Annotated in this window: 24 protein-coding genes; 12 read left to right on the top strand and 12 right to left on the bottom strand. The window is 55.8% G+C overall.

Annotated elements, in window-relative coordinates; genetic code table 11:
• Window positions 1-187 precede the first annotated feature (187 nt).
• Window positions 188-976, bottom strand: coding sequence for a phosphate starvation-inducible protein PhoH (gene phoH / locus RTN40_RS15055; protein ID WP_312210638.1), 789 nt, complete (start codon window positions 974-976; stop codon window positions 188-190).
• A gap of 104 nt (window positions 977-1,080) precedes the next feature.
• Between phoH and RTN40_RS15050 the strand changes: the two genes are divergently transcribed.
• Window positions 1,081-1,221, top strand: a complete 141-nt coding sequence (locus RTN40_RS15050) for a hypothetical protein (RefSeq protein ID WP_312229159.1) — start codon at window positions 1,081-1,083, stop codon at window positions 1,219-1,221.
• A gap of 255 nt (window positions 1,222-1,476) precedes the next feature.
• Here the strand turns inward: RTN40_RS15050 and efeB are convergent, their stop codons facing one another.
• From efeB to putP, 4 genes are all read right to left on the bottom strand, one after another.
• Window positions 1,477-2,760: an iron uptake transporter deferrochelatase/peroxidase subunit gene (gene efeB, locus RTN40_RS15045; protein ID WP_312229158.1), complete on the bottom strand. Its 1,284-nt coding sequence runs from the start codon at window positions 2,758-2,760 to the stop codon at window positions 1,477-1,479.
• Window positions 2,761-2,762: 2 nt separating this feature from the next.
• The gene (gene efeO, locus RTN40_RS15040; protein ID WP_312229157.1) at window positions 2,763-3,890 is read right to left on the bottom strand and encodes an iron uptake system protein EfeO; all 1,128 of its coding nucleotides are present in this window, start codon (window positions 3,888-3,890) and stop codon (window positions 2,763-2,765) included.
• 53 nt (window positions 3,891-3,943) lie between these two features.
• On the bottom strand, window positions 3,944-4,777 hold the full coding sequence (efeU, locus tag RTN40_RS15035) for an iron uptake transporter permease EfeU (RefSeq protein WP_222890109.1): 834 nt from the start codon (window positions 4,775-4,777) through the stop codon (window positions 3,944-3,946).
• Between the two features lie 229 nt (window positions 4,778-5,006).
• On the bottom strand, window positions 5,007-6,512 hold the full coding sequence (putP, locus tag RTN40_RS15030) for a sodium/proline symporter PutP (RefSeq protein ID WP_312229156.1): 1,506 nt from the start codon (window positions 6,510-6,512) through the stop codon (window positions 5,007-5,009).
• A gap of 419 nt (window positions 6,513-6,931) precedes the next feature.
• Here putP and putA point away from each other — a divergent pair, with 419 nt between their 5' ends.
• Together putA and RTN40_RS15020 are read left to right on the top strand one after the other, a co-directional pair.
• A complete protein-coding gene (gene putA / locus RTN40_RS15025; protein ID WP_312229155.1) occupies window positions 6,932-10,894 on the top strand; it encodes a trifunctional transcriptional regulator/proline dehydrogenase/L-glutamate gamma-semialdehyde dehydrogenase in 3,963 nt (1,320 codons plus the stop codon).
• Between the two features lie 52 nt (window positions 10,895-10,946).
• On the top strand, window positions 10,947-11,342 hold the full coding sequence (locus tag RTN40_RS15020; RefSeq protein WP_312229154.1) for a lysozyme inhibitor LprI family protein: 396 nt from the start codon (window positions 10,947-10,949) through the stop codon (window positions 11,340-11,342).
• A 10-nt stretch (window positions 11,343-11,352) separates the two neighbouring features.
• On the opposite strand, the gene RTN40_RS15015 is transcribed toward RTN40_RS15020, so the two are convergent.
• The 5 genes from RTN40_RS15015 to RTN40_RS14995 form a co-directional block, all read right to left on the bottom strand.
• Window positions 11,353-12,270, bottom strand: coding sequence for a DMT family transporter (locus RTN40_RS15015; protein ID WP_312229153.1), 918 nt, complete (start codon window positions 12,268-12,270; stop codon window positions 11,353-11,355).
• 168 nt (window positions 12,271-12,438) lie between these two features.
• Window positions 12,439-12,630 carry a general stress protein gene (locus tag RTN40_RS15010; RefSeq protein WP_042392600.1) on the bottom strand — a complete coding sequence of 64 codons (192 nt, stop codon included), beginning with the start codon at window positions 12,628-12,630 and terminating at the stop codon, window positions 12,439-12,441.
• A 320-nt stretch (window positions 12,631-12,950) separates the two neighbouring features.
• Window positions 12,951-15,092 carry a lysine decarboxylase gene (gene cadA / locus RTN40_RS15005; RefSeq protein WP_312229152.1) on the bottom strand — a complete coding sequence of 714 codons (2,142 nt, stop codon included), beginning with the start codon at window positions 15,090-15,092 and terminating at the stop codon, window positions 12,951-12,953.
• Window positions 15,093-15,102: 10 nt separating this feature from the next.
• A complete protein-coding gene (gene potE / locus RTN40_RS15000; protein WP_312229151.1) occupies window positions 15,103-16,422 on the bottom strand; it encodes a putrescine-ornithine antiporter in 1,320 nt (439 codons plus the stop codon).
• Between the two features lie 134 nt (window positions 16,423-16,556).
• Window positions 16,557-16,796, bottom strand: coding sequence for a helix-turn-helix domain-containing protein (locus RTN40_RS14995; RefSeq protein WP_312229150.1), 240 nt, complete (start codon window positions 16,794-16,796; stop codon window positions 16,557-16,559).
• A 188-nt stretch (window positions 16,797-16,984) separates the two neighbouring features.
• On the opposite strand from RTN40_RS14995, the gene RTN40_RS14990 reads away from it, so the two are divergent.
• The 4 genes from RTN40_RS14990 (at window position 16,985) to RTN40_RS14975 (ending at window position 20,429) form a co-directional block, all read left to right on the top strand.
• Complete coding sequence (locus tag RTN40_RS14990; RefSeq protein ID WP_312229149.1) at window positions 16,985-17,509, top strand: helix-turn-helix domain-containing protein; 525 nt, start codon at window positions 16,985-16,987, stop codon at window positions 17,507-17,509.
• Between the two features lie 128 nt (window positions 17,510-17,637).
• The gene (gene lysS, locus RTN40_RS14985; protein WP_312229148.1) at window positions 17,638-19,146 is read left to right on the top strand and encodes a lysine--tRNA ligase; all 1,509 of its coding nucleotides are present in this window, start codon (window positions 17,638-17,640) and stop codon (window positions 19,144-19,146) included.
• A gap of 439 nt (window positions 19,147-19,585) precedes the next feature.
• Window positions 19,586-20,182 carry an NAD(P)H:quinone oxidoreductase gene (wrbA, locus tag RTN40_RS14980; RefSeq protein ID WP_312229147.1) on the top strand — a complete coding sequence of 199 codons (597 nt, stop codon included), beginning with the start codon at window positions 19,586-19,588 and terminating at the stop codon, window positions 20,180-20,182.
• A 19-nt stretch (window positions 20,183-20,201) separates the two neighbouring features.
• Window positions 20,202-20,429: a YccJ family protein gene (locus tag RTN40_RS14975; protein ID WP_312229146.1), complete on the top strand. Its 228-nt coding sequence runs from the start codon at window positions 20,202-20,204 to the stop codon at window positions 20,427-20,429.
• 42 nt (window positions 20,430-20,471) lie between these two features.
• On the opposite strand, the gene RTN40_RS14970 is transcribed toward RTN40_RS14975, so the two are convergent.
• Window positions 20,472-20,999: a hypothetical protein gene (locus tag RTN40_RS14970; RefSeq protein ID WP_312229145.1), complete on the bottom strand. Its 528-nt coding sequence runs from the start codon at window positions 20,997-20,999 to the stop codon at window positions 20,472-20,474.
• A gap of 155 nt (window positions 21,000-21,154) precedes the next feature.
• On the opposite strand from RTN40_RS14970, the gene RTN40_RS14965 reads away from it, so the two are divergent.
• Window positions 21,155-21,394: a DinI family protein gene (locus RTN40_RS14965; RefSeq protein ID WP_103819550.1), complete on the top strand. Its 240-nt coding sequence runs from the start codon at window positions 21,155-21,157 to the stop codon at window positions 21,392-21,394.
• Window positions 21,395-21,410: 16 nt separating this feature from the next.
• On the opposite strand, the gene RTN40_RS14960 is transcribed toward RTN40_RS14965, so the two are convergent.
• Window positions 21,411-22,292 (bottom strand): LysR family transcriptional regulator, encoded by an 882-nt coding sequence (locus RTN40_RS14960; RefSeq protein WP_312229144.1) that lies wholly within the window; start codon window positions 22,290-22,292, stop codon window positions 21,411-21,413.
• A gap of 114 nt (window positions 22,293-22,406) precedes the next feature.
• Between RTN40_RS14960 and RTN40_RS14955 the strand changes: the two genes are divergently transcribed.
• From RTN40_RS14955 to RTN40_RS14940, 4 genes are all read left to right on the top strand, one after another.
• On the top strand, window positions 22,407-23,507 hold the full coding sequence (locus tag RTN40_RS14955) for an NADH:flavin oxidoreductase (protein ID WP_312229143.1): 1,101 nt from the start codon (window positions 22,407-22,409) through the stop codon (window positions 23,505-23,507).
• 209 nt (window positions 23,508-23,716) lie between these two features.
• The gene (locus tag RTN40_RS14950) at window positions 23,717-24,658 is read left to right on the top strand and encodes a D-ribose ABC transporter substrate-binding protein (protein ID WP_312210603.1); all 942 of its coding nucleotides are present in this window, start codon (window positions 23,717-23,719) and stop codon (window positions 24,656-24,658) included.
• A 12-nt stretch (window positions 24,659-24,670) separates the two neighbouring features.
• Window positions 24,671-25,279 (top strand): DUF2291 family protein, encoded by a 609-nt coding sequence (locus RTN40_RS14945; protein ID WP_312229142.1) that lies wholly within the window; start codon window positions 24,671-24,673, stop codon window positions 25,277-25,279.
• Window positions 25,279-26,805, top strand: a complete 1,527-nt coding sequence (locus RTN40_RS14940; protein WP_312229141.1) for a sugar ABC transporter ATP-binding protein — start codon at window positions 25,279-25,281, stop codon at window positions 26,803-26,805. Before RTN40_RS14945 ends, RTN40_RS14940 begins: the two co-directional genes overlap by 1 nt.
• The last annotated feature ends 1 nt before the right edge of the window (window position 26,806 follow it).

The raw sequence follows: 26,806 nt of genomic DNA, 5'->3' as shown, positions 1-26,806 counted from the left end.
GGGCGTCAGCACGTTGGACAGACCGGGAGCGCAGCGAGCGGGCTGCCCGGAGGGCGAGCGAAGCGAGTCAATCCCCCGGGTGGCGCTACGCTTAGCGGGGCTACGATTTACACCCGCCCCCTACCCGACCAAAAACAAAGCCCGGTCACCCGGGCTTTGCAATCACATTATTCATTACGTTATTTCGTCAGTAGTAGGCCAGCAGCGTTCGCTGGCAGAGGGCCGAGCGCACGCAGTCATCTTTCGTGAAGCGGACTACGCCAACCATCTCATCTTCCTCAAAACGTGCCAGCGCATCGCTCAGGCCGGACTGGACGCCCGACGGCAGGTCGCACTGGGTGATGTCGCCGTTTACAATCACGGTCACGTTCTCCCCGAGGCGTGTCAAAAACATCTTCATTTGCGCGGCGGTCACATTCTGAGCCTCGTCAAGAATCACGACCGCGTTTTCAAATGTACGTCCGCGCATATAGGCGAACGGCGCGATTTCCACCTTACCAATCTCTGGCCGCAGGCAGTATTGCATGAAGGACGCTCCAAGGCGTTTGACCAGCACGTCGTAGACGGGCCGGAAGTAGGGAGCGAACTTCTCCGAGATATCTCCGGGTAAGAAGCCAAGATCTTCATCGGCTTGCAGGACCGGACGGGTGACGATAATTCTGTCCACATCCTTATGGATCAGGGCTTCCGCCGCTTTCGCTGCGCTGATCCAGGTTTTACCGCATCCTGCTTCACCTGTTGCAAAGATTAGCTGTTTACTCTCGATAGCATTCAGGTAGTGCGCCTGAGCTTCATTGCGCGCGACAATTGGCGAGTTATCACGGCTATCCCGCGCCATACCAATTGATTCAACGCCGCTCATCTGCACAAGCGAGGTGACCGACTCTTCTTCACGCTGTTTGTGGCTGCGCGAATCTCGTCTCAGCACACGTTTTGCTTCACGACGAGCTTTGATCACTGCTTTCTGTCTTCCCATGGATAGCACCTTGAGTTGTAGGTTTACATCACACGTGCCGCTACCGGCACGATTATGCGCACGAACGTCTGAGGTTTGGCTTCCTTGTAAGCCATGACTTGCTGATGAAAAGACGCGGTAAACCCACCCACTGTGTCGTTTGCCACGTCGGTAAATTCAGTTGTTTTGATGAGGGAAGAGGAGATTCTGGCGGTGAGACGATCGCTATCGGTGGCGTACTGCCCGCACCGAACATGGCGGATTGAGTGTTCTGATTGTCCTGAGCCGGACCTTACCATTCGCGATCTCCATAGTGAATCGTTCACTGCCGGGAACTACCGCTGTTGATATAAGTAAAACAAAAATTTTCATAAAAGCAACATTATATTTACCTAAATATAACGATCCTGTCCTCTTACTCGGAGTCAGTTTCTGACATTAATATTACAAAAATATAACAGGATTGCGCTCATAGAAAAAAATGATGGCCGCCCCTGCCTCGCCAGGCAGAGGGCAGCAGGCTACGCCTCCAGCAGCGGCTGAGCCAGGTAGTGCTGCGTATCCTTCACGCCGGGCAGCGCAAAGAAGTATCCCCCGCCGATCGGCTTGATATACTCTTCCAGCGCCTCGCCGTTCAGCCGCTTCTGCACGGTCAGGAAGCCCTTCTCCAGATCGTGCTGGAAGCAGACAAACAGCAGGCCCATATCCAGCTGGCCAGAGTTGGTTACCCCCAGCGAGTAGCTGTAGCCCCGGCGCATCATCAGGTTCACCTCAGTCTCTGGCGTACGCGGGTTGGCAAGGCGTATATGGCTATCGAGGGCAATAACCTCACCTTCCGGATCGCGAGTATAGTCCGGCACGTCATGCTCATGCTGCATACCCAGCGGCGCCCCACTCAGCTTGTTGCGCCCAAAGATGGTCTGCTGCTCCTTAAGCGGCGTGCGATCCCAGAACTCGACGCGAAATTGAATAATGCGTACCGCCTGATAGCTGCCGCCCACCGCCCAGGCTGGCTCCTGCTGGTCCGGTGTAACCCATACCACACTCTTCATCAGAGCGCCGTTCTGACTGTCAGGGTTACCGGTGCCGTCTTTAAAGCCCAGCAGATTGATCGGCGTCTCTTTCCCTTTGCTGCGTGCCGCATGGTCGGAGATAAACCCTTCCCGCTTCCAGCGGATGCTGAGTAGATCCGGGGTATATTTAATGATATCGCGCAGGGCGTGGATCACCGTATCCCCGGTGTTAGCGCAGATTTGCAGCAGCAGATCGCCATGGCACAGGGCCGCATCCAGCGAATCATTGGGGAAGCGCGTCATCTTCTCCAGCTTCTTCGGCATCTGCGGGCCTAAACCAAAGCGTTCATCAAACAACGATTTGCCTACCGAAACGGTAATGGTCAGGTTATCCGGGGCAATAAAGCCGCCGAGAATACCGGAGTCCATCGGCGGCATACGCGGATTGGGCGTATCCGGCGCGGGACCGCCGGTCGTTAAAAACGCAATCCGCTGGGTCAGCAGGCGAAATAGCCGCTCCAGCTCCGATTTGTCGCTGGCCAGCACGTCAAAAGCCACCAGCATCATTGAGGCCTGCTGCGGCGTCAGGATCCCCGCCTGGTGTTCGCCGTAGAACGGCTGGGTCTCCATCCGCGCATCCGGCGACAGGGTGCCGGGAGCGCTGTTAGGCTTTGCCGCATGGGCTACCGGACAGCCGCCCGCCAGCGCCAGGGCGCCACCCAGCGCGCCCATGCTTTTCAGTAAACGGCGGCGTGAAGGCTCGCTCACGCCGTGCTCATCATGCTCTGTCATGCTTAATCCAGTCCGAGTACACCGCGCAACTGGGCCAGATCTTCCGCAAGGGTAGTGATCGGTCCTTTCAGCGCCGTGCGATCGGCGTCGGTCAGTTTGTCATAGGTCTCAAAGCCATCTTTGGTGCGGTATTTTGCGAGGATGGTATCGACTTTTTTGAAGTTGGCATCCACCTTCGCCAGCAGTTCGGCGTTGCCTTTTTGCAGCTGCGGGCGCAGCAGATCGACAATTTTCTGCGCACCGTCAACGTTAGCCTGGAAGTCCCAGAGATCGGTGTGGCTGTAGCGATCCTCTTCCCCGCTGATTTTGCTGGCCGCAACCTCTTCAATCAGCCCAGCCGCGCCGCCGACTACCTTAGACGGTGGGAAAGCCAGCTCGCTGATGCGTTTTTGCAGCTCAAGCACGTCGCTATTCAGCTGGTCAGCATACTGCTCCATACCTTTCGTGGCGTTATCGCCAAACAGCGCTTTTTCGAGGCGGTGGAAGCCGGTGAATTTCGGGTCGGCAGCCTTCTGCTCATAGTCATCTTCGCGGGCATCGATGCTGCCGTCGAGGTCAGAGAAGAGCTCGGCGATCGGCTCAATGCGCTCGTAGTGCTGACGCGTAGGAGCATAGAGCGATTTTGCTTTCTCGATATCGCCCGCCTTCACCGCGTCGGTAAAGGCTTTGGTTTTGGCTACCAGGCCGCTCATCTCCTGGGTAACGTAAGCTTTATACTCGGTAATCGCCCCGCTGAGGCTTAGCAGCGCGTCACCCTTGGCTGCATCCGCCGTGGCGGCACCTTTGACAACCAGCTTGCCCTTCGGGTTGGTCAGCAGACCGCAGGTCATCTCATATTCGCCCGGCTGCAGGTTGGCGGTCAGCTTCTGGCTAAAACCTGGAGCGATGTTCTCGCGCTCCTCAACAACCATAACGCCCTTCAGGATCTCCCACTCCAGTGCTTTCTGGCTGTGGTTGAGGATAATAAACTGTGTTTTCCCGGCGTTGACCGTAAGGTTCATCGGTTCACACTGCTTATCCGTTACCGTGACCTTCACCTGTGGAACATCCGCCGCCTGGGCGCTAAACGCGCAGGCGAGCAGCGCGGCAATACTTACCTGTAAAGCACTACGACGAAAATGCGATGCCATGACCTTTCCCTTAAAAAGTATGTTGTAACTACTGTTATCACTATCAATAAACATCAGGAGGCACCGGGAGACATCTGTGCCCCCGGGCGCGGCGGCAGCATAAACAGCACCAGCGCCGGAATCAGGTAGGCAAACCAGACCACCACTTCACTGACGCTGGGGGCTTCCTGGTAACCAAAAATACCCTCCAGCAGGGTGCCAAACAGCGTATGGGTGCTCAGGGTATTGCTGAGATCGAAAGCCACCTGCTGGAAGTGGTTCCAGAGACCGGCTTCGTGGAAAGCGCGGATCGCCCCGGCGGCAAGGCCAGCGGCCACCAGCAGAATAAACAGGCTGGTCCATTTGAAAAATGCCGCCATGTTGAGACGGATGCCACCCCAGTAGATAAGGAAGCCTATCACCACGGCTGTCGCCAGTCCGGTGAGTGCGCCCACCGGCGGCCAGATCCCGACATCCTGCTGAAACGCCGCCAGCAGGAAGAAGACTGACTCCAGCCCCTCCCGGGCCACGGCAAAGAAGACCATCATAATCAGCGCCCAGCCGTGATGATTGCCCTGCTTCAGGGCGTTATCTACCGCCTGCTCAAGCTGCACCTTAACGTTGCGCGACACTTTGCGCATCCAGAAGACCATCCACGTCAGGATCACTACGGCAATCACCGCGACGATACCTTCAAATAGCTCCTGCTCTTTTTGCGGAAACTCACCGGTGGTTTCATTGATGATGATACCGAGCGCCAGGCAGAGTGCGGCGGCGAGAAAAACACCGATCCACATTACGCCTATCCAGCGGCCGCGTTGAGTTCGCTTCAGATAGCTGGCAATGAGGCTAACGATCAGCGCCGCTTCGAGTCCTTCACGTAACATAATGAGAAATGGCACAAACATGCGGTAAACCTTTGAATGTTAAGCAGCGTCAAAAGATGCAAAGAAAAGTAAATTTCAATGATAGTGATTATCATTACGCCAGAGATAAACACAAGTAATTTCTGTGCGGAAGTTTCTCAGAATGTTACGCGGGACAACGTGCGGGCTTGAAGGTGAATTGAAGGTTGGAGAATTGTTAATGCGAAGTAATAAAACGCACCGGAGAGTGGCTCCGGTGCGTTAAGAACGGTTAGCCTGCTACGCGTGGTTCCGGCTTAGAGTGATAGTGTGCATCCGCCTCGGCAAAGCGCGCCTGCATACTTGCGGACGGCGCTTTATCCAGCAGGCTGAAGAGCACAATACCGATGCTGCCAAAGATAAAGCCAGGAATGATCTCGTACAGGCCCAGCAGCTCGAAGTGCTTCCAGACGATAACGGTTACTGCACCGATGATCATCCCCGCCAGCGCGCCGTTACGGGTCATGCGTGACCACAGTACTGAGAAGAGCACCACCGGCCCAAAGGCGGCACCAAAACCGGCCCAGGCGTAGCTTACCAGACCCAGCACGCGGTTTTCCGGGTTGGCGGCCAGAGCGATGGCTACCAGTGCGACCACCAGCACCATGACGCGTCCGACCCATACCAGCTCGGTCTGGCTTGCGCCTTTACGCAGGAATGCCTTGTAGAGATCTTCCGTGATGGCGCTGGAGCAGACCAGCAGCTGACAGCTCAGGGTGGACATGACCGCCGCCAGAATAGCGGAGAGCAGCACGCCTGCAACCCACGGGTTAAACAGCACCTGCGCCAGCTCGATAAATACGCGCTCGGCGTTTTGATTTACTGCCCCAGCCTGCCCTGGGTTATTGTTGTAGTAAGCGATACCGAAGAAGCCCACGGCTACCGCCCCGGCCAGGCAGAGGATCATCCAGGTCATGCTGATGCGGCGGGCATGAACGATAGTGTGGTGGGAATCCGCCGCCATAAAGCGCGCCAGAATATGCGGCTGGCCAAAGTAGCCCAGGCCCCAGCCCAGCAGCGAGACGATAGCCACGAAGTTTAACCCTTTGAGCATATCCACGTTTTCAATGCTCTTCTGCTTGATCACCATCAGCGAGTCGTCAAAGCCGCCTACGGAAACCATCACCATTACCGGGGTGAGGATCAGGGCAAAAATCATCAGGCTGGCCTGCACGGTGTCGGTCCAGCTTACGGCCAGGAACCCGCCCACGAAAGTGTAGATGATGGTTGCCGCCGCACCGGCCCACAGCGCGGTTTCGTAACTCATGCCAAAGGTGCTCTCAAACAGACGCGCCCCTGCCACGATGCCGGATGCACAATAGATGGTGAAGAAGAGCAGAATAACCAGCGCAGAGATGATACGCAGCACGCGGCTACGGTCTTCAAATCGGCCGGTAAAGTAGTCAGGCAGCGTCAAGGCGTTGTTGTTCACCTCGGTATGCACGCGCAGGCGGCCCGCCACCAGTTTCCAGTTAATCCATGCCCCTAAAGTCAGGCCAATGGCAATCCAGCTTTCAGAGATCCCAGAGATAAAAATCGCCCCAGGCAGGCCCATCAGCAGCCAGCCGCTCATATCGGATGCGCCCGCAGAGAGTGCAGTCACCATCGGCCCTAAGCTGCGCCCACCGAGAATGTAGTCGTCAAAGTTTTTTGTCGATCGCCATGCGACAAAACCAATTAAAATCATGCCGAAGATGTAAACGAGAAACGTCACCAGCATCGGGGTACTCATTGCCATTAAAAAGTCTCCAGATCTTTTCGTCAGCAGACGTGCTATCTGCTGCGTTGACCTTTTCCGGAACGGGGAAAAGGTGTCGTTGTTGTGTTGGGCGACCGTATCCTGCCGGAAGCGATTCCTAACCACAATCGATTTAACATGGCATTCACATGAATTACATCCCCGTCACGATACCATTTTCTAATAGGTTGCACTCGCTCACGCTTTACAAGGTAACACCGTGCAAAAGTGTTAAGCGCCGCATGGTTTCTGGCTTTCAGGGGTGCTAGCGCAACTTTTTGACGTCCGATCACCGTTAACAATCCATTCATTTTTCAGCTTGTTGCCCGTGTCACAATTAACACGGTTGCACAAAGTTGCAACATGGTAGATATTTCTCGCTAACGACACAGAGTACGATATTAACGAGGAGTAGATGCATGGGTAGCACCACGATGGGGGTTAAGCTTGATGACGCCACGCGTGACCGTATTAAGCAGGCGGCGACGCAGATCGATCGCACGCCGCACTGGCTGATTAAGCAGGCCATCTTTAACTATCTTGAGCGCGTCGAGAGCGGTGATGCGCTGCCGGAGCTACCAAGCCAGAATAACGGCGTAGAGAGTGAGCAAACCGACGCCAGCGTCTTGAAAGATGAGCCGCATCAGCCCTTCCTGGAGTTTGCCGAGCAGATCCTGCCCCAGTCCGTGAGCCGCGCGGCCATTACCGCCGCCTGGCGACGTGCCGAAACCGACGCCGTGCCGATGCTGCTGGAGCAGGCGCGCCTGCCGGAGCCGATCGCCGATCGGGCGCAGAAGCTGGCCTACCGCCTCGCAGAAAAGCTGCGTAACCAGAAAACCGCTACCGGCCGTGCCGGAATGGTGCAGAGCCTGCTGCAGGAGTTCTCCCTCTCCTCTCAGGAGGGCGTGGCCCTGATGTGTCTGGCCGAAGCGCTGCTGCGTATTCCGGACAAGGCCACCCGGGACGCACTGATCCGTGACAAAATCAGCAACGGCAACTGGCAGTCGCATATCGGCCGCAGCCCCTCGCTATTTGTCAACGCCGCGACCTGGGGCCTGCTGTTTACTGGCCGCCTGGTCTCTACCCATAACGAAGCCAGCCTCTCGCGCTCGCTGAACCGCATCATTGGCAAGAGCGGCGAGCCACTGATCCGCAAAGGCGTGGATATGGCGATGCGCCTGATGGGCGAGCAGTTTGTTACCGGGGAAACCATCGCCGAAGCGCTGGCCAACGCCCGTAAGCTGGAGGATAAAGGGTTCCGCTACTCCTACGATATGCTGGGCGAGGCGGCGCTGACCGCCACGGACGCGCAGGCCTATATGGTCTCCTATCAGCAGGCGATCCACGCCATCGGCAAAGCCTCTAACGGCCGCGGCATCTATGAAGGCCCGGGGATCTCCATCAAGCTGTCGGCCCTGCATCCGCGCTACAGCCGAGCGCAGTATGACCGGGTGATGAGTGAACTCTATCCGCGCCTGAAGTCATTAACCCTGCTTGCGCGCCAGTACGATATTGGGATCAACATCGACGCCGAAGAGGCGGATCGGCTGGAGATCTCCCTCGATCTGCTGGAAAAACTCTGCTTTGATCCGGATCTGGCTGGCTGGAACGGCATCGGCTTCGTCATCCAGGCCTATATGAAGCGCTGCCCGTTTGTCATTGACTACCTGACCGACCTCGCCTCCCGCAGCCGTCGCCGCCTGATGATCCGTCTGGTGAAAGGCGCCTACTGGGATAGCGAAATCAAACGCGCCCAGGTTGAGGGGCTGGAGGGGTATCCGGTCTACACCCGCAAGGTTTACACCGACGTCTCCTATATCGCCTGCGCGAAAAAGCTGCTCAGCGTACCGAATCTGATCTACCCGCAGTTTGCGACCCATAACGCCCATACCCTGGCCGCTATCTATCAGCTTGCTGGCGAGAACTACTATCCGGGGCAGTATGAGTTCCAGTGCCTGCACGGCATGGGTGAACCGCTCTATGAGCAGGTGGTGGGCAATATTGCCGACGGCAAGCTGAACCGCCCTTGCCGTATCTACGCCCCGGTCGGTACCCATGAAACGCTGCTGGCCTACCTGGTCCGCCGCCTGCTGGAGAACGGCGCAAACACCTCCTTTGTTAACCGCATCGCCGACACCACCCTGCCCCTCGACGAGCTGGTGGCCGATCCGGTGACCGCCGTTGAGAAGCTGGCTTCCCAGGAGGGACAGATTGGCCTGCCGCATCCGAAGATCCCCCTACCCGTAGATCTCTACGGCGAAGGCCGGGTTAACGCCGCCGGGCTGGATCTGGCGAACGAGCACCGGCTGGCGTCCCTCTCCTCTGCCCTGCTCAACAGTGCCCTGCACAGCTGGCAGGCTGCGCCGCTGCTGGAGCAGCCGGTCGAAGAGGGCGAGATGACTGCCGTCATCAACCCGGCGGAGCCGAAGGACATTGTCGGCTACGCCCGGGAAGCCACCGCCGCAGAAGTTGAGCAGGCGCTGGAGAGCGCGGTGAACAACGGGCCAATTTGGTTTGCTACGCCGCCCGAAGAGCGCGCTGCCATTCTGGAGCGTGCCGCCATGCTGATGGAAGATCAGACCCAGCAGCTGATCGGTATTCTGGTGCGTGAGGCGGGTAAAACCTTCAGCAACGCTATTGCCGAGGTGCGTGAAGCGGTGGATTTCCTGCGCTACTACGCGGGCCAGGTGCGGGACGATTTTGACAACGAGACGCACCGTCCGCTGGGTCCGGTGGTCTGTATTAGTCCGTGGAACTTCCCGCTGGCGATCTTTACCGGCCAGGTTGCCGCCGCTCTCGCAGCGGGTAACAGCGTGCTGGCGAAGCCAGCGGAGCAGACGCCGCTGATTGCCGCCCAGAGCGTGGCTCTGCTGCGGGAGGCGGGCGTCCCTGCCGGGGTCGTTCAGCTCCTGCCGGGCCGGGGTGAGACCGTTGGCGCGCAGCTGACCGCCGACAACCGCGTGCGCGGCGTGATGTTCACCGGCTCGACCGAGGTCGCCTCCCTGCTGCAGCGCAGCATTGCGCCGCGCCTCGACGCACAGGGCCGTCCGACGCCGCTGATCGCCGAAACCGGCGGTATGAATGCGATGATCGTTGACTCCTCGGCGCTGACCGAGCAGGTGGTGGTCGATGTAATGGCCTCGGCGTTTGACAGTGCTGGTCAGCGCTGCTCCGCACTGCGTCTGCTCTGCTTGCAGGAGGATATTGCCGATCACACTCTGAAAATGCTGCGCGGCGCGATGGCGGAGAGTCGGATGGGTAACCCTGGCCGTCTGTCGACTGATATCGGTCCGGTAATCGATGCGGAGGCGAAAAACGCCATTGAACGCCATATTCAGGCGATGCGGGCAAAAGGCCATGCTGTGTTCCAGGCAGTGCGGGAAAATAGCGAAGATGCAAAAGAGTGGCAAACCGGCACCTTTGTTGCCCCGACGCTGATCGAACTGGACAGCATCGACGAGCTGAAAAAAGAGGTCTTCGGTCCAGTGCTGCACGTGGTGCGCTACAGCCGCAGCCAGCTGGATGACACCATCCGCCAGATCAATGCTTCTGGCTATGGCCTGACGCTCGGGGTGCATACCCGTATCGACGAGACCATTGCTCAGGTTACCGGCAACGCTTACGTGGGTAACCTCTACGTCAACCGCAACATGGTCGGCGCAGTCGTTGGTGTCCAGCCATTTGGCGGCGAGGGGCTGTCCGGCACCGGTCCTAAAGCAGGCGGGCCGCTTTATCTCTACCGCCTGCTGGCCAGCCGACCGCAAAATGCGCTGGGGGTTACCCTGGCACGGCATGATGCAGAGCGGCCGGTGGATGCTCGTCTGCGCAGCGTGCTGGCTCAGCCGCTGGAAGCCCTGAGCGCCTGGGCGACCAGCCGCCCTGAGCTGGTGGAACTCTGCCAGCAGTTTGGCGAACAGGCGCAGAGCGGTACCCAGCGCCTGCTGCCTGGCCCTACCGGCGAGCGCAACACCTGGACCCTGCTGCCGCGGGATAGCGTACTGTGCATGGCCGACAACGAGCAGGATGCACTGGTGCAGCTGGCAGCGGTGCTGGCAGTGGGCAGCAAGGTGCTGTGGCCGGAAGATGGGCTGCATCGCGATCTGGCGAAACAGCTGCCGCAGACGGTTGCGGAGCGTATCGCCTTCGCCAAGCCGGAGTCGCTGCTGACCCAGGCGTTTGACGCGGTGATCTATCACGGTGACTCCGACCAGCTGCGGGCGATCTGCGAGCAGGTGGCCGCCCGTGAAGGGGCGATTATCTCGGTGCAGGGCTTTGCTCGTGGCGAAACGGCGATCGTACTAGAACGTCTCTACCTGGAGCGCTCCCTGAGCGTCAACACCGCTGCGGCCGGAGGCAACGCCAGCCTGATGACAATCGGCTAAGGCTATGATAATAAGGCTCCGGTAACGGGGCCTTATTTTTTGCGGAGACAATATGAAACGTTTACTTATCGCAGGCACGGCGTTACTGCTGAGCACCGGCGCGCTGGCAGACGAGTGTGACAATGCCAGCACCCAGTCCGATCTAAACAGTTGCACCGCGCAGCAGTATCAGACGGCGGATAAAAAACTCAATGAGACCTATCAGGCCGCTATGCAGCGGGCAGCAGCTCCGCAGCAAGAGCTGTTGAAGAAAGCGCAGCAGACGTGGATTAGTCTGCGCGATGCAGACTGCGCGCTGATCGCCTCCGGCACTGAAGGCGGTAGCGTGCAGCCGATGATCCATAACCAGTGTCTGCACGATAAAACCGCCGAGCGCGAAGCCTTCCTGGCCTCGCTGATGCAGTGTGAAGAGGGCGATCTCAGCTGCCCGCTACCGCCAGCCAACTGACCACGCCACCTTACTCTTCGGTAAATGACGCCGTCGCCGACGGCGCTTTCTTTCGGCTGAGCTTAAGCTCGCTGACCAGCACGCCCAGCACAATCAGCGCTCCGCCAAATAGCGCCAGCAGCGGCAGGCGTTCTCCTGCCAGACGACCAAAAATGCCCGCCCAGACCGGCTCACCGGTATAGATCACTGTTGCGCGGGTAGGCGATACGCTGCGCTGCGCCCAGTTCATAGTGACCTGAATAATGGCGCTGAAAATGCCCAGCCCCATCGCGACCAGCAGCAGCGCGGGTGAAAACGGCGGCACGGACTCCCCAGCCGGACCGGCCGCGGCAAAGGCCACCAGCGACGCGGTAGCCAACTGGATCACGGTCACCCGTCGAATATCCACCCTGCCCGCCCAGGCGCTAATCAAAATAATTTCTGCGGCAATGGCCACTGCGCTAACCAAAGTGATCCACTCCCCCTCTCCCATTGCCAGCAGGTTGCCATCTGGCCCTGCCAGTAATATCAGCCCAGCAAAAGCCAACGCGATCCCTACACAGGACATTAACCCCGGCAGCCTGCCAAGGCAAAGCCACTGCAATAGCGGAACCAGCGGCACATACATCGCCGTAATAAAGGCAGATTTGCTGCTGGAGATGGTCTGGAGTCCCCAGGTTTGCAGGCCGTATCCAAAAGCGATGGAGACCCCGATGGCCACGCCCGCCTTGATCTCAAGCCATGTGATACCGCGCAATACCTTAAGGGAAAGCAACGCAACCGCGATAGCCGCCGTAGCAAAGCGCAGACCAACGAAAAAGAGCGGCCCGCTGAGCGTTACCGCGTACTGGACTGCCAGAAAGGTACCGCCCCAAAACATCGTAATCAGGATCAGCAGGGCTTCCTGCGGCTTAACGGAGAATTTATAGCGAGAGAAGAAAGAGATCATTTTACCACCGGCCCAGGACGAAGCCCGTAGTGTGCGATGGCAGGAGAGTCAGTTCAACGGCTTAGCGGAAAAAAGAGATAAAAAAAACCGCCGGGCGAACCCGACGGCGGGACAAACGTAAGATAGGTAATAGGATTAACTTATCATACGCTGCGATGGTACTGGCATCTAGCGGTTACCGCCACCGCCCTGGCCGCCACCACCATGGCTACTTTTGCCCCCTTTTTTGCCAGCTTCTGATGCGCGCTCAGGGTCGTTTTTGAAGTTACCCCCGCTGTGCTGGCCACCTTTACGACCTGCTTCTGATGCTTTTTCACGATCTTCTGCGAAGTTACCAGAACCACCACGATGTTCTGCCATTTCTGACCTCCAGAATTAATACATTAGACATCATACTGCATTCAGTAAAAGAGTATTCTTTCACCTCACGGCGTATAAAGAGTAGATATTTCGTCGCCGCGTGAAAGTAAGCTTAGTGCAACCAGCGTTAACGACCAGCGAGCAGTAATATTCTGCAACAGGATATCAGGCAAAAGCATGACATTTGCCGATTCTTATTCATAAGCCTTTCTTATCTCTTATGAAAATATGCCGACCAAAAGTGTGTCAATTTGCAACAGCCTGTTACCCTGTTTGCGTTGGCGGGCATGACACCCGCCGCTGTTGTGCCTGAAGCCATGTTAGTGGCTGTTTTTTAATACCTTTATTGTGTATCTGCCGTCTGCCTTACGGTATGCGCCATGGATGTCGGTCTCAAAACCTGGATAGTGTGAACCGATCTCGCACAGCATTTGAATAAACTCCAGCACCGGGCGGTTATTTTCCGTCAGCATTTCGCCTGGCATTACCAGCGGCACCCCTGGCGGATACGGCAGGATCATGTTGGCATTGACGCGGCCAATCATCTCATCGATGTAAACCTCTTCGACTTCACCGTTCAGCTCTTTTTGCCAGGCAGCCCATGGATTCATTACCATTTTCGGCAGGGTCTCGAAAGCGCGATACATCAGCTCAGGCAGGTTATGCTTGCCAATTACCTCATGCATTCCCTGAGCCAGCTCCTGAATACGCATCTCCTTATAGAAATCCGGGTCAAGAGCGTAGAGCGCTGGCATCATCTCCTTAATAAGCTGGTTGCTGTCGTACTCGCGCTTAAAGTCAGTTAGAGCGCGCAGCAGGCTTAACGCTTTAGTTTCATCGATACCAATGCTGAAGAGGAACAGCAGGTTATAGGGACCCGTCTTCTCAACCACAATGCCGTGATAGTCGAGATACTTCGAGACGATCCATGCCGGAATACCGCGCTCCGTCATCTCACCCTGCTTATTCAACCCCGGCGTTAACAGCGTCACCTTCACTGGATCCAGGTGCATATGGTTGTCATCTATGTCTCTGAAGCCGTGCCAAGTCTCCTCCCCCTTCAGCGGCCAGCACTCGGTAGTGCTGATATCTTCCGGTTGCCAGACGTCGAAGAACCAGCCGTCGCATTCGGTGCGGAGCTTTTTAATCTCCTGGCGGAAGGAGATGGCGCGCTTGATGGAGTCCTGCACCAGCCGCTTCCCGGCGCTGCCCTCCATCATCGCCGCCGCGGTCTCGATGGAGGCGACGATCCCGTAGTGTGGCGAGGTTGAGGTGTGCATCATAAAGGATTCGTTAAACGTCTCTTCGTTGAAGTCGCCTTTAATATGGATCATGGACGCCTGTGAAAACGCCGCCAGCAGCTTATGGGTTGACTGCGTTTCATAGATCACCTTGCCCGCTGTGCGCTCGCCGCTCATGCCGCACAGCCCTTTATAGATAGGGCTAAAGTTGGTGTAGGGCACCCAGGCGGAATCAAAGTGGATCGAGTTCACCTCCAGGTTTTGCTTGATATAGTCGGTGTCATAGAGCAGGCCATCGTAAGTAGAGTTGGTGATCACCGCGTGTACGGGCCAGTTTGCACCCGGCGTCGCATCCACCTTCTGCTGAATAGAGGCGCGTGAAAACTCGCTCTGCGGAATGCCGCCCAGAATGCCAAAAGCGTTACGGGTAGGCCGCAAATAGATGGGGGTCACGTCACTCATCATCAGCAGATGAGTCAGGGATTTATGGCAGTTACGATCGATCAGCACCGTACTTTTAACCGGCGCTGAATACATGCCAACAATTTTATTGGCCGTGGAGGTGCCGTTGGTCACCATATAGCTACGTTCAGCGTTAAAGGTGCGGGCGATATACTCCTCTGCCTCTCTGTGGGGACCAGAGTGATCCAGTAGCGAACCCAGTTCCGACACCGATACCGAGATATCCGATTTCATGGTGTTGGCACCAAAGAAATCATAAAAGAGGCTGCCGACCGGACTCTTCTGGAACGCGGTTCCCGACATATGGCCAGGGGTACAGAAGGTGTATTTCCCCGCGTTGACATAGTTAAAGAGCGCCTTTGTCAGCGGGGGCAAAATTTTATCGTAATAGGCTTCCGTGACCTGCTGGATCTTATTGGCAATATCGCAGGCCACGTCGAGCGCATATTCAAAAAAGTGAATATTGGTATCTAAGTCGCGCAGGGTGAGATCAAGCGCGCTGTTCTTATTGGCAAACATATAGATCGGTAGACGATCGTTCAGCGCGCTTATCTGCTGAGTCAGACTCAGGTTATAGCAATCCCAGTCTACGATCGCGCCACATATTTTGGCGTTATTGTTAATGAGCCCGAGCAGATCGTCTGCATCCTCCGGATAGAGAATACGAAAATCCATGGCACGTAAGCGCTGGCCCAGCTCCTGCAATGCGGTCTCTTTAAAAATAACGTCAGGGTGATTCATTATTGCTATGGTCTTCATTTTAATATCCTTATTTATTTATCAGAGTGTGTTTGTCTTGCTTATCAATAAAAATTCCCCAGAATGACCAGCCTGCGAACGTGGTGAGTGCGCCAAGCATCATTGCCTCTTCTCCGGATGCGTAGAGGGCATAGAAGCTGTAGACGGTGCCGATCAGGGCGGTACAGGCATTGATTCTGAACTGGGATTTGGTGACCCCCGCCAGACGCTGCATGGGAATAAGCGCGGCCATTGAGAGGACATAGGGAATAAGGTTGGTAATGACCGCCAGGTTGACCAGGCTGTTAAACTGTTTATTCAGTGAGGGGCTAATCGTCATTAGCGCCAGCAGGGTTTGGATGATGCCGAGAACGATCATGCCAACAACGGGGGCATCTGCTTTAGTGACGCGGGAGAATATGCGCGGGAAGTAGCCGATATCCGCCGACGATTTAAAGACACGGCCCACGGTAAACTGCCACCCTAAAAGGGAGCCGATACAGGCCAGGGTCATCAGCAGCATAACTACCTTGCCTACGAAGGGAGTAAACATGCTGGCATAGGCCAGGCCAAAGGGTGCGGTGGAGTTAAGCAGATCGGCATTCGGGACAATGCCGGAGATGACGTTCGTTGAGAGGATATAGATCACGGCGCAGGTCAGGGTGCCGCCAAATACGGCGATGGGAACGTTCTTTTGCGGATTCTCAACCGCATCCATATTCGCACAGGCTGACTCGAGGCCCAAAAACGCCCACAGCGTCATTGAAATAGAGGTCGAGACCGCTGAGAAGAAGCTGCTGTTATTAGGATTCCAGGCGCTAATATAGAGCGAAGGCTTAAACCAGAACCAGCCGAACACGCTCAGCCCCACTACCGGAATGATCACGCCCCAGACGGTCACGGAGCCAATACGGCCAGTGATTTTTGCTCCGCCGAAGTTACAGATCGTGGTCACCCAAATAACGCCGATGGTTGCCATACACGCGCCTACCGGGGAGAGAACGATGCCGAGAAAATCACTGCCGTAGCCTACCGCAGAGATAGCAATGGCAATATTGGCTATTAACAGGCTAATGGCGTAGGTATAGTTGGAAATAAAATTCCCGGACTTACCAAATGCATATTCTGCATAGCCTCCCATGCCACCGCTCTTTTGGCTAAACAGGCCACACTTAGAGAACGCGTAGGCCAGTGCCAGCGATCCTAATGCCGTAACTAACCACGACAGAATTGATATTGTTCCGACCTCGGCTAATTTGGTCGGCAGCATAATAATTCCAGAACCCATCATATTAACCGCGGTTAATATAGTGAGTTGGAGCACACCCATTTTATTTCCAGGCTGACTCATAATGCCCTCTTACAGATATAAAAATAGATCGCCAGTAATCGTTAATTACTGCCCTGATGAAAATAATTTTGTTTTACTGCGCTGTAGTCTTCACGGCACGGCGGTATTTTATATTCCGCCAGCAAATGCCTTTGTCAGTGCGTTTCCTTCTGCTTGGCATATCGGCTAGGCCAGATCTGCGCAGGTTCTACGCCAATGGCGTCGGCAATAATGCGTTCTGCTTTTGGGTAGGCGCGTGAGAGCACGTTTTTTAAGGTGTCCGGTTTGAGACCGGCCTGAATCGACAGCTCGCGTATTGAGTAGCCGCGCTTGTGAAGCGCGGCGACAATGTCGATACGACACCAGTCCGTCTGCGTGGCTTCAACTTTACTCATAATTCATCTAACCTCTTTTTCAACCCTATGGGATAATCCCGAACGTTAATCACCAGGTGATAACGTGGTTGCATCATTGATCTCTTTTGAGATGAATAAAAGCGTTATCTGAAAAATTTGTGATTGCAAACTCGTTTTATGGTCTCTATGGAGATCAGACTACCTAAACCGTCGCGGATGGACTAACAATGGAAGGCGAAGAGACAATTTCATACCGTACAGCTGGGCAGGAGACGCTGGCGGACAGGCTAAGGCTACTGATTGGTAACCGCAGCACCCGTGCCGCCGCAGAAGAGTGGCAGCTCCCTTACTCCACGCTGAATAACTACATCAGCCGGGGAACCGATCCCTCTTTCAACGTTGCAATAAAGATTGCCGAACGGGAGAACGTCTCTCTGGAGTGGCTGGCCTACGGCGGCACTCAGCGGCAGCCACGGGATCTCAATGAGACAGAGGTGAAGTGGCACATTACGCCCAGGCCGGTTGACGACCCGCTGCAGTTCGCCTGGTCAATGGTCTACTCGTCGCTGGATGATAACGAGCGTGAAGCGCTGCTGCGTGTTATTCACAAAGAGGGTGTTCAGGGGATCATGAGCCATGCCGAGGTCTTTGGCCCCCTGGCGCGTCATATCGCTTCGCTCTCCACCAGCGAAAAAGCCCGCTTTACTCAGGAAGCGATAACGCTTATTGAGAAGATCAAACGCAACGGATAGAGAGGCTATTAACGGTTCAACTAACCCTAATTAAGATCATTTTGATCTCATTATAGATAAAAACGCTTGCTTTTGCCTGCTGCCCGGTCGTAGATTGTTATGCAAACAGCGATACACATGGAGCGGCTATGAGCGAAGAGAGAGCAGTGGTTGAACAGGAGTTAACGGGTGAGCGGGAGGTGCGGCGCGAGAAACTGGCGCAGCTACGCCAGGAGGGTGTCGCTTTTCCAAATGATTTTCGCCGGAATAGTACCGCAGATCTCCTCTCTGCGCGCTATGCAGATTGTGAGGCCGCAACGCTACAGGCTGAAAACGTTCAGGTAGCCATAGCCGGTCGTGTCATGTCGCGCCGGATCATGGGCAAAGCAGCCTTTCTGGTCCTGCAGGACGGCGGCGGGAAAATTCAGATCTACGCGGCCCAATCCTCGTTAGGTGAGGAAGCCTACCAGCAGCACATCCGACGCTGCGATCTGGGCGATATCGTTGGCGTTGAGGGTACGCTGTTTAAAACCCAGACCGGCGAGCTAACGCTGCACGCCATCCGGATCGCACCGCTGACCAAAGCCCTGCGGCCACTGCCGGATAAATTCCACGGCTTAGCGGATCGGGAGATGCGCTACCGGCAGCGTTATCTGGATCTGATCGTCAACGACGGCACCCGCCGTACCTTTATCACCCGCTCTAAAATTCTTAGCGCTATTCGGGCGTTTATGCAGGCACGCGGCTTCTTAGAAGTGGAGACGCCGATGATGCAGCCTATTCCCGGCGGCGCATCTGCCAGGCCTTTTATGACCCACCACAATGCCCTTGACCAGCAGATGTACCTGCGTATTTCACCTGAGCTGTATCTGAAAAGGCTGGTGGTCGGCGGCTTCGAGAAGGTGTTCGAAATCAACCGCAATTTTCGCAACGAGGGAATATCCGTTCGCCATAATCCTGAATTTACGATGATGGAGATGTACGAGGCCTATGCCGACTACAACGACCTGATCGCCTTTACCGAGGCGCTCTTCCGCCACGTTGCCGAGACGGTGTTAGGAACTACGACCGTACAGTATGGCGACTGGACGTTTGACTTTGCCCAGCCCTTTGTTCGCCTGACGATGACCGAGGCGATCCTCCGCTATGGTGAGGGTATTGTGCCTGCGGATCTGGCGACACCGGATGCGGCGCGGCATCTCGCTGAGCGTCTGGGTATTGATGTTGAAGCGGGCTGGGGTCATGGCCGCGTGATAACCGAGCTGTTTGATGCCGTCGCCGAGAAACAGCTGATCCAGCCCACGTTTATTACTGAGTATCCGGCGGAGGTCTCACCGCTGGCACGCAGAAACGATGTTAACCCGGAGATCACCGATCGCTTTGAGTTTTTCATTGGCGGCAGAGAGATAGGCAACGGTTTTTCCGAGCTTAACGACGCCGAGGATCAGGCCGAGCGCTTTAGAGAGCAGGTCGTTGCCAAAGAAGCCGGGGATGACGAGGCGATGTTTTACGATGAGGACTACGTTGCGGCCCTTGAGCATGGGTTACCCCCCACGGCCGGGTTAGGCATCGGCATCGATCGCATGGTGATGCTGTTTACCAACGCCGCTTCTATTCGCGATGTGATCCTTTTCCCGGCGCTGCGTCCGGCAAAATAGCGGCTGATTTTCAGCAAATACATCCAACAGGAGGATTGAATTGTGCAGCATCATTATTCATTACAACGTCAATACCGGTTGCCTGTGTACGCTTAATGAAAAAGGGGAATTTACGCTTGCGACGACTCTCAGCGGCTGCAAGGTATTATCCGGCGATCTTCTGAGCAGCAATATGGAGTGCTACGGTCAGACAACGGTGTTAAATTTATCGTCAAACGTCTCTCTGGATATTGATATTAAATATCGAACCCGTTCAGAAGCGCACGCGGTAAACTTGTTACAGAAAATGACAAAATAAATTGCCCCTCCTCTGCGCTTCGGGATTAGCTTGCACCCTTTGCAGGCTAATCCCTTTGCAAAATAAGCGCGATCTGATTTGCACTCTCAGCCTGACGGCATATCTTTAAATATACTGTAAGGGCAACCGAGGAGTGAAAAGATGGCAAAAGTTTTGGTTCTCTATTATTCCATGTACGGGCACATTGAAACCCTCGCCCATGCCGTGGCAGAAGGCGCAGGCAAGGTGGGGGGCGTGGAGGTCGTAGTTAAGCGCGTACCAGAGACCATGCCGCAAGAGCTGTTCGAAAAATCGGGCGGAAAAGCGCAGGCAGCCCCGGTTGCTACACCGCAGGAGCTGGCCGACTACGACGCGATTATTGTGGGTACGCCAACGCGGTTCGGCAACATGTCCGGACAGATGCGTACCTTTTTTGACCAGACCGGTGGCCTGTGGGCGTCCGGTGCCCTCTATGGCAAAGTTGCCAGCGTGTTCAGCTCGACCGGTACCGGCGGCGGCCAGGAACACACAATTACCTCTACATGGACTACGCTTGCACATCATGGAATGGTGATTGTGCCGATTGGCTATGGCACAAAAGAGCTGTTCGATATTTCTGAGGTTCGCGGCGGCACGCCATACGGCGCGACGACCATTGCGGGTGGCGACGGTTCTCGTCAACCCAGCGAGGAAGAGCTGGCCATCGCCCGCTATCAGGGCGAGTACGTGGCCGGCCTGACCGTTAAGTTAAAAGGTTAACCCTAACAGGAGAAGTAAGATGCCAAATCAGGAAGCAAAAGCTCATCACGTCGGCGAATGGGCAAGTATCCGTAATACTTCGCCAGAAATTGCCGAAGCCATTTTTGAAGTTGCCAACTATGACGAGAAGCTGGCAGAGCAGATCTGGGAAGAGGGAAGCGACGAAGTGCTGATTCGCGCCTTCAAGAAAACCGATGCTGATTCGCTGTTCTGGGGCGAACAAACTATCGAGCGCAAAAACGTCTGATTCCCCTCGCCTCCCCCGCAAACGCGGGGGAGCGTGGATCTTCTACCACCCTAACGCCGCTCTGATTTCACGCCGGTAGGCCGTATCAATCTGGTCTGGCACCTGCTGGATATAATTTTTGGCATGCTCACGCACTTCCCCCGTCAGCTCCCTGAGATAAGCAATAGCGGCTTCCGTAGTCGGGATTTTGCCCTCGATGGCGTCTACTCGCGCCGGTAGCGCCGTCCAGATAAGCGCATCGATACCACGCGCACGCGCCCAGTCTGCGAGCAGGCCCGTGGTCTGAGGAGAAATATGTAGCGACCCAACACCGTCCACCCGCTTCGCCGGGATCCCTTCCCGTTCGCGCAGCGCCTGGCACGCCTCGCTGAGGGAGTGGGTCGCCAGCGTCGCCCAGAGCACCGGTACAGGGTCTGCGTTAAGGCAGATAGCGGTGGCCAGCTCCCCACCGTCGCTGACGCGCGTAAACTCAATGGGCAGCGCCGGGCCGTCAGTGTGCCATTCACCCGCCACGGGTAGGTCACCCGATTTCCAGACCAGCGATCCCCACCCCAGACAAACAATTTTCATCAACGTTGCTCCTGTACATGCGTCATACCGACACTAAAGCTTTAACTATGAACGTGATAAAGCGCAACCCGGAAGCGACGTATTTTGCTTTACCTCGGCTGGCAAGCCTTCTATAGTAACGCCTGTATATATAACCAGGCTTCGAAGGTGGATGTGTGTTTGTTGAATTAGTGTATGACAAGCGAAACGTGGCCGGGCTGCCGGGCGCGCGTGAAATTATCCTGGACGAGCTGACGCGCCGGGTTCACCGCATCTTCCCGGACGCCGAGGTGCGGGTCAAACCGATGCAGGCCAACGGGCTTAACAGCGACGCCAGCAAAAGCGACAGAGAGAAACTGAACCGCATGCTGGAAGAGATGTTTGAAGAGGCCGATATGTGGCTGGTCGCAGAATAAAACCGCTTCGGCGGTTTTATTTTTTCGGCTTAAGTGACGTTTTTAATGCCTCAATAAACAGGCTGGCTCGCTGCGGTAAATAGCGGGTCGTAGGCAGCAGCGCCCACACCGACAACATCTGCGGTTGAGCATCGCTGAGGGCTATTTCTACCAGTGACCCATCATCAATCTCCTTCATAACATCCCAGCGGGTAAGCTGAGCAAGACCCATACCCTGAACACACAGCTCCCTGACGCCCTCTACATTATTTGAACTGAAACGGCCTTCAACGCTGATGCTTGTGTTTTGTCCACCAGCTTCGAATGTCCACTGCGGCACGCTGGTTAAGCGCAGACAGGGGTGATCGCCTAGCTGCCGAAGCATTTCAGGCTGTCCGTGGCGTTGAAGATAGGTCGGTGAAGCACAAATAATCCGCGGATTATCCGTAATTTTATGTGCAATCAGCGTTGAGTCACGCAGCGGCGCAATGCGTATTGCTACGTCAATACCGCCGCCGACAATGTCTACCACATCTTCACTTAGCTGAAGATCAACGTTGAGTTTCGGGTTAGCAGACAATAGCCCTGGGATCAGCGGCAAAATGTTTCGTCGCCCAAATCCAGAGGGCGCTGTAACCCGTAATAGCCCAATAGCACCCGCTGTTTTGCCGGAAAACAGCGATTTTGCTCCCTCCTCCGCCTCTACAAGCGCCCGGGCGTAGGGAAGGAACTCAGTTCCCTCTTCGGTCAATGACACCGAACGCGTTGTTCGTTGCAGAAGGCGGACTCCCAGCTCTTGCTCAAGGCCTGCGAGCCGCCTTGAAACAGCCATAGATGACATGTCGAGTCGGCGCGCCGCTTTCGCCAGGCTGCGGGTTTCGCAAATCGTAAGAAAGAGCGAGACATCCTGCAGATGCATAAACCCTCTTTATAACGAATAATGTTATACCGACGTATCATTTCCGCCAGTTTATACCTGAAGATACAACCATTATATTGCTTTTTTGATTTAATACTCATCAGGAGTTTTAACATGAAAGCATCACCCCTGTTCAGTTCATACCCGATCGGCACGCTATCACTGCGTAACAGGTTGGTTGTAGCCCCGATGACGCGCGTCACGGCGTCTGTTGATGGCGTTGCCAGCGAGCGCATGAAAGCCTACTACGAAGATTTTGCGCGGGGAGGATTTGCTCTTGTTATTACCGAAGGCATCTATATTGATACCGCCTGGTCACAGACCTATGCCTATCAGGCCGGATTGACCAGCGCCAGACAGTCTGCCGCCTGGAGAGAGATTGTTGAGGCTGTCCATGGTCAGGGAGGTCATATTTTCGCCCAGATCCAGCACGCTGGTGCGCTCTCGCAGGGTAACAATTTCGAGGAGGGCACCGTTGGGCCCTCAGCAATTCGTCCTGTCGGGAAGCAGATGTCATTTTATCGGGGCGAAGGTGAGTATCCTGTTCCGCGAGAGCTGGCAGAGGCGGAGATCCTCGGCATTATTGCCAGCTTTGCCGATGCCGCAGCACGCGCGGTTGAGGAAGCCGGTTTTGATGGCGTAGAGATCCACGGGGCGAACGGTTATTTGCTTGATCAATTCTTTACCGACTACACCAACCTGCGTACCGACAGATGGGGCGGGGACATCGCTGGACGGCTCACCCTCAGCCTGGAGACGATCAAGGCTGTCAGAGCACGCATAGGTCAGAGCGTCCCCGTAGGGATCCGCATCTCACAGGGCAAAGTTAATGACTTCTTCCATAAGTGGGCCAACGGTGAAGAGGATGCCCGGACGGTATTCACGTTACTTGCCAATGCAGGTCTGGACTATCTGCATCTGACCGAGTACGAAGCGTGGCAGCCTGCCTTTGCAGATAGTCCGCTGTCGCTTGTTGCTCTTGCACGAAAATATGCGCCAGAGTTGACGATTATGGCTAACGGCAGCCTGCAAGATACAGAAAAAGCGCTGGAGGTAATGAATTGCGGAGCAAACTTTATCGCCCTGGGGCGCGGGGCGCTGGCTAACCATGACTGGCCATTACGCGTTGAGCGTGGTCAAGCGCTTCAGCCATTTGATAACGCCATCCTCGGTCCCATCGCGAATATCAAAGAGTGCGAACTACCCCAGCCGTAGCGCCGATCGGGCTTTAGAAACAGGCCGGGCAATGACGGATGTACCCGGCCTTTCACCATTTCACACGCTTCTTCTCCGCTCACAGAGCGTGATCCTTTTCTCTTTTTAAGAAATTACCTGCGCAAACCGTAGACAGTTTACCCACTCGGCTTTATCGTTAATTTGAATAATAAATCATTATTGAATAAATATTCAATGTGGAGAAAACGATGAACGCTACCTTTGTAAAATCCGTCCTGCTCGCTTCCATGATTGCCGCTTCCGGTTCGCTGTTTGCTGCTGATAATGGACTGATCGCTATTATTACCCCTTCACACGACAACCCTTTCTTTAAAGCAGAGGCCGACGGCGCGGCGGCGAAAGCCAAAGAGCTGGGGTACACCACCCTTGTCGCCTCACATGATGATGACGTAAACAAGCAAAACCAGCTAATTGAGACCGCCATCGCCCGCAAGGCGAAAGCGATTATTCTCGATAATGCCGGGGCTGACGCCACCGTTGGACCGCTGGAGAAAGCCAAGGCCGCAGGCGTTCCGGCCTTCCTGATCGATCGTGAGATTAACAAAACCGGCATCGCCGTGGCACAGATTGTCTCCAACAACTATCAGGGTGCGCAGCTCGGGGCTGAAAAGTTTGCCAAGCTTCTGGATGGCAAAGGTAAATATGTTGAACTGCTGGGCCGCCAGTCGGATACCAATGCCAGCGTCCGCTCTCAGGGTTACCACGATATCCTGGATGACTACCCGGACATGAAAATGGTGGCGCAGCAGACCGCTAACTGGAGCCAGACCGAAGCGTTTAACCGTATGGAAGCCATTCTGCAGACCAACCCAGACATTGTGGGCGTCATCTCCGGCAACGACACTATGGCATTAGGTGCCGAGGCCGCGCTGAAGGCTGCCGGGAAAACTAACGTTATCGTTGTTGGCTTCGACGGCAGCGACTACACCCGCGACTCCATTATCAACAAAGGCAATATCAAAGCCACCGTACTGCAGCCAGGCTGGGAGCAGGCGCAGATGGCCGTTGTCCAGGCGGACTACTTCCTGAAAAACGGCAAAGCGCAGAAAGATGAAAAACAGCTGATGGATTGCGTCCTGATCGATGAGTCAAACGCTAAAAAACTCAACATGTTTAAACTCGGCGAGTAAGGCGGAGGCGCTATGGGCTTAAAACAATGGGGTGTCGCGCTGATAGGGTGCACCACCCTGTTGCTAACGGCCTGCACGGTGGTGGATCTGGATGAAAACGGCAAGCCAATCATGCCTGCCGATCCAAATGCGAAACAGAGTTTCGACAATCTGACCCCGCAGCAGATCGCGCAACAGACATGGCAGCCCCGCGTTATGGATGCCGCTAACCAACACGCGCTGGATGCCAGCGCGTTTACCAGCCAGCTGAAAGCCGCCAGCGGCGCACCGAAGAGCGTTTTTGTTCGTCTGACCAGCCCGGTCACCGCGGTTGACGTCAGTAATGCGCGCGAGCAGAAGCTGACGTTCACCGTCGACAACCAGCCGCTGACCATCCAGCTTGGGCCGGTGATGCGCGGCAACGCCATTCGCGATGCCACCGGCTTTAAGTTTGAAGATTTTACTAACCAGGTGCAGTTTGCCCAGCTCTCTCGCGCCTATAACCGCGAAGCCGCGAAGCACCTGCCGAAAATCGACGCCAGCTGGAACGGGAAACCGGTCACCGTGCTGTTTGCGGTGACGCTGGCCAATGGCAAAGCCCAGGACGCCGCAGCGCTGGATGTTAAACAGGAGGCACAGTAATGAGCGTTACCCCTGTAGATGACATTATCCTGCGCACGCGTGGTATCTCGATGCTCTTCCCCGGCACCATCGCCCTGGATAACGTTGACTATAACGTCTGGCGCGGCAAGGTTAACGTCATCATTGGCGAGAACGGGGCTGGTAAATCGACATTAATGAAGATCCTCGCCGGCGTGCAGCAGCCCAGCCTCGGTGAGATCCTGCTTAACGGCGAACCGGTGCACTTTCCGAGCACCCGTGCAGCGGCGGCGCACGGCATCGGCATGGTGCACCAGGAGCTTAATCTGTTTGAGAACCTGAACGTTGCCGAGAATATCTTTCTTGGCCGCGAGTTGCAAAAAGGCGTCACGCCCATCAACGAGGCCGAGCAGGAGCGCCGTACCGCCGAGCTACTGCAACGCCTCGACCAGCCTATTTCGCCCAAAGATCTGGTGGGTAACCTGAAGGTGGGCCAGCAGCAGCTGGTAGAGATCGCCAAGGCGCTGGCGGAGGATGCGGACATTCTGATCCTCGACGAACCCACCTCGGCGCTAAGTAAAACCGAAGTGGAGATCCTGTTTCGCGTGATCCGCGAGCTGACCCGCCAGGGGGTCTCTATCATCTATATCTCGCATCGCCTGGAAGAGCTGATGGCCATCGGCGACGTCATTACCATCCTGCGCGACGGCAAGTTCCAGGCGGAAGCGCAGGTAAAAGATATCGACGTGCCGTGGATTGTCCGCGAGATGCTTGGCAGCGATCCGGTAAGTAACTTCCTTGAACCGGGCCGTACCTTTGGTCCCCCGCTGCTGGAGGCGGAGCACATTACCTGCGTTAACGCCGCGGGAAACACGGTGGTTAACGACGTCAGCTTTAAGGTGCATGCCGGGGAGATCGTCGGTATCTACGGCCTGATGGGGGCCGGACGCACCGAACTGTTCGAGTGTCTGCTGGGCACCGAGCGCAACTACTTCGGTAAACTGTGGCTGGACAGCAAGCCGGTCCCCCAGCGGCTGGCGACCGCCGACCGCATTCGCATGGGGATGAGCCTGGTGCCAGAAGACCGCAAGCGGACCGGGATCTTCCCCATCTCCTCGGTAGCCAGCAATCTGACCATCGCCAGCCTCTGGCGACGCCTCCAGCGCGGGCTGACCATCGCCAGAAAAGAGGAGGATGCTGTCGTGGCCGGTACCATTGGCGACCTGTCGATCAAGGTCTCCTCACCGGAGGTAGAGATCCAGGCGTTGAGCGGCGGTAACCAGCAGAAGGTGGTGATTGGCCGCTCGCTGCTGACCAATCCGAAGGTGTTGTTTCTTGACGAGCCGACGCGGGGTATCGATGTCGGTGCCAAGGCGGACGTGTTCCGTATGATGGTACAGCTCTCTCAGCAGGGCATCGCGGTGGTCTTCTCCACCTCGGATTTGAAAGAGATCATGGCGGTTTCCGATCGTATTCTGGTGATGTCCGGCGGCAAGCTTACCGCCGATATCGTCCGCGATCGAGCCGAAGAATCAGCGCTGGTCACAGCAAGTGCTCAGGGGTTTTAAA

The sequence above is a fragment of the Pseudescherichia sp. genome (assembly GCF_031987975.1).
Classification (GTDB): Bacteria; Pseudomonadota; Gammaproteobacteria; order Enterobacterales; family Enterobacteriaceae; genus Pseudescherichia.
The sequence above is the reverse complement of the archived record's forward strand: the minus strand, read 5'-3'. Positions and strand labels throughout refer to the sequence as shown.

Bases quoted from the DNA above. Each gene is read 5' to 3' on its own strand.
- phoH (WP_312210638.1), bottom strand. From the start codon at position 976: ATGGGAAGACAGAAAGCAGTGATCAAAGCTCGTCGTGAAGCAAAACGT.
- RTN40_RS15050 (WP_312229159.1), top strand. From the start codon at position 1,081: ATGAAAAGACGCGGTAAACCCACCCACTGTGTCGTTTGCCACGTCGGT.
- efeB (WP_312229158.1), bottom strand. From the start codon at position 2,760: ATGACAGAGCATGATGAGCACGGCGTGAGCGAGCCTTCACGCCGCCGT.
- efeO (WP_312229157.1), bottom strand. From the start codon at position 3,890: ATGGCATCGCATTTTCGTCGTAGTGCTTTACAGGTAAGTATTGCCGCG.
- efeU (WP_222890109.1), bottom strand. From the start codon at position 4,777: ATGTTTGTGCCATTTCTCATTATGTTACGTGAAGGACTCGAAGCGGCG.
- putP (WP_312229156.1), bottom strand. From the start codon at position 6,512: ATGGCAATGAGTACCCCGATGCTGGTGACGTTTCTCGTTTACATCTTC.
- putA (WP_312229155.1), top strand. From the start codon at position 6,932: ATGGGTAGCACCACGATGGGGGTTAAGCTTGATGACGCCACGCGTGAC.
- RTN40_RS15020 (WP_312229154.1), top strand. From the start codon at position 10,947: ATGAAACGTTTACTTATCGCAGGCACGGCGTTACTGCTGAGCACCGGC.
- RTN40_RS15015 (WP_312229153.1), bottom strand. From the start codon at position 12,270: ATGATCTCTTTCTTCTCTCGCTATAAATTCTCCGTTAAGCCGCAGGAA.
- RTN40_RS15010 (WP_042392600.1), bottom strand. From the start codon at position 12,630: ATGGCAGAACATCGTGGTGGTTCTGGTAACTTCGCAGAAGATCGTGAA.
- cadA (WP_312229152.1), bottom strand. From the start codon at position 15,092: ATGAAGACCATAGCAATAATGAATCACCCTGACGTTATTTTTAAAGAG.
- potE (WP_312229151.1), bottom strand. From the start codon at position 16,422: ATGAGTCAGCCTGGAAATAAAATGGGTGTGCTCCAACTCACTATATTA.
- RTN40_RS14995 (WP_312229150.1), bottom strand. From the start codon at position 16,796: ATGAGTAAAGTTGAAGCCACGCAGACGGACTGGTGTCGTATCGACATT.
- RTN40_RS14990 (WP_312229149.1), top strand. From the start codon at position 16,985: ATGGAAGGCGAAGAGACAATTTCATACCGTACAGCTGGGCAGGAGACG.
- lysS (WP_312229148.1), top strand. From the start codon at position 17,638: ATGAGCGAAGAGAGAGCAGTGGTTGAACAGGAGTTAACGGGTGAGCGG.
- wrbA (WP_312229147.1), top strand. From the start codon at position 19,586: ATGGCAAAAGTTTTGGTTCTCTATTATTCCATGTACGGGCACATTGAA.
- RTN40_RS14975 (WP_312229146.1), top strand. From the start codon at position 20,202: ATGCCAAATCAGGAAGCAAAAGCTCATCACGTCGGCGAATGGGCAAGT.
- RTN40_RS14970 (WP_312229145.1), bottom strand. From the start codon at position 20,999: ATGAAAATTGTTTGTCTGGGGTGGGGATCGCTGGTCTGGAAATCGGGT.
- RTN40_RS14960 (WP_312229144.1), bottom strand. From the start codon at position 22,292: ATGCATCTGCAGGATGTCTCGCTCTTTCTTACGATTTGCGAAACCCGC.
- RTN40_RS14955 (WP_312229143.1), top strand. From the start codon at position 22,407: ATGAAAGCATCACCCCTGTTCAGTTCATACCCGATCGGCACGCTATCA.
- RTN40_RS14950 (WP_312210603.1), top strand. From the start codon at position 23,717: ATGAACGCTACCTTTGTAAAATCCGTCCTGCTCGCTTCCATGATTGCC.
- RTN40_RS14945 (WP_312229142.1), top strand. From the start codon at position 24,671: ATGGGCTTAAAACAATGGGGTGTCGCGCTGATAGGGTGCACCACCCTG.
- RTN40_RS14940 (WP_312229141.1), top strand. From the start codon at position 25,279: ATGAGCGTTACCCCTGTAGATGACATTATCCTGCGCACGCGTGGTATC.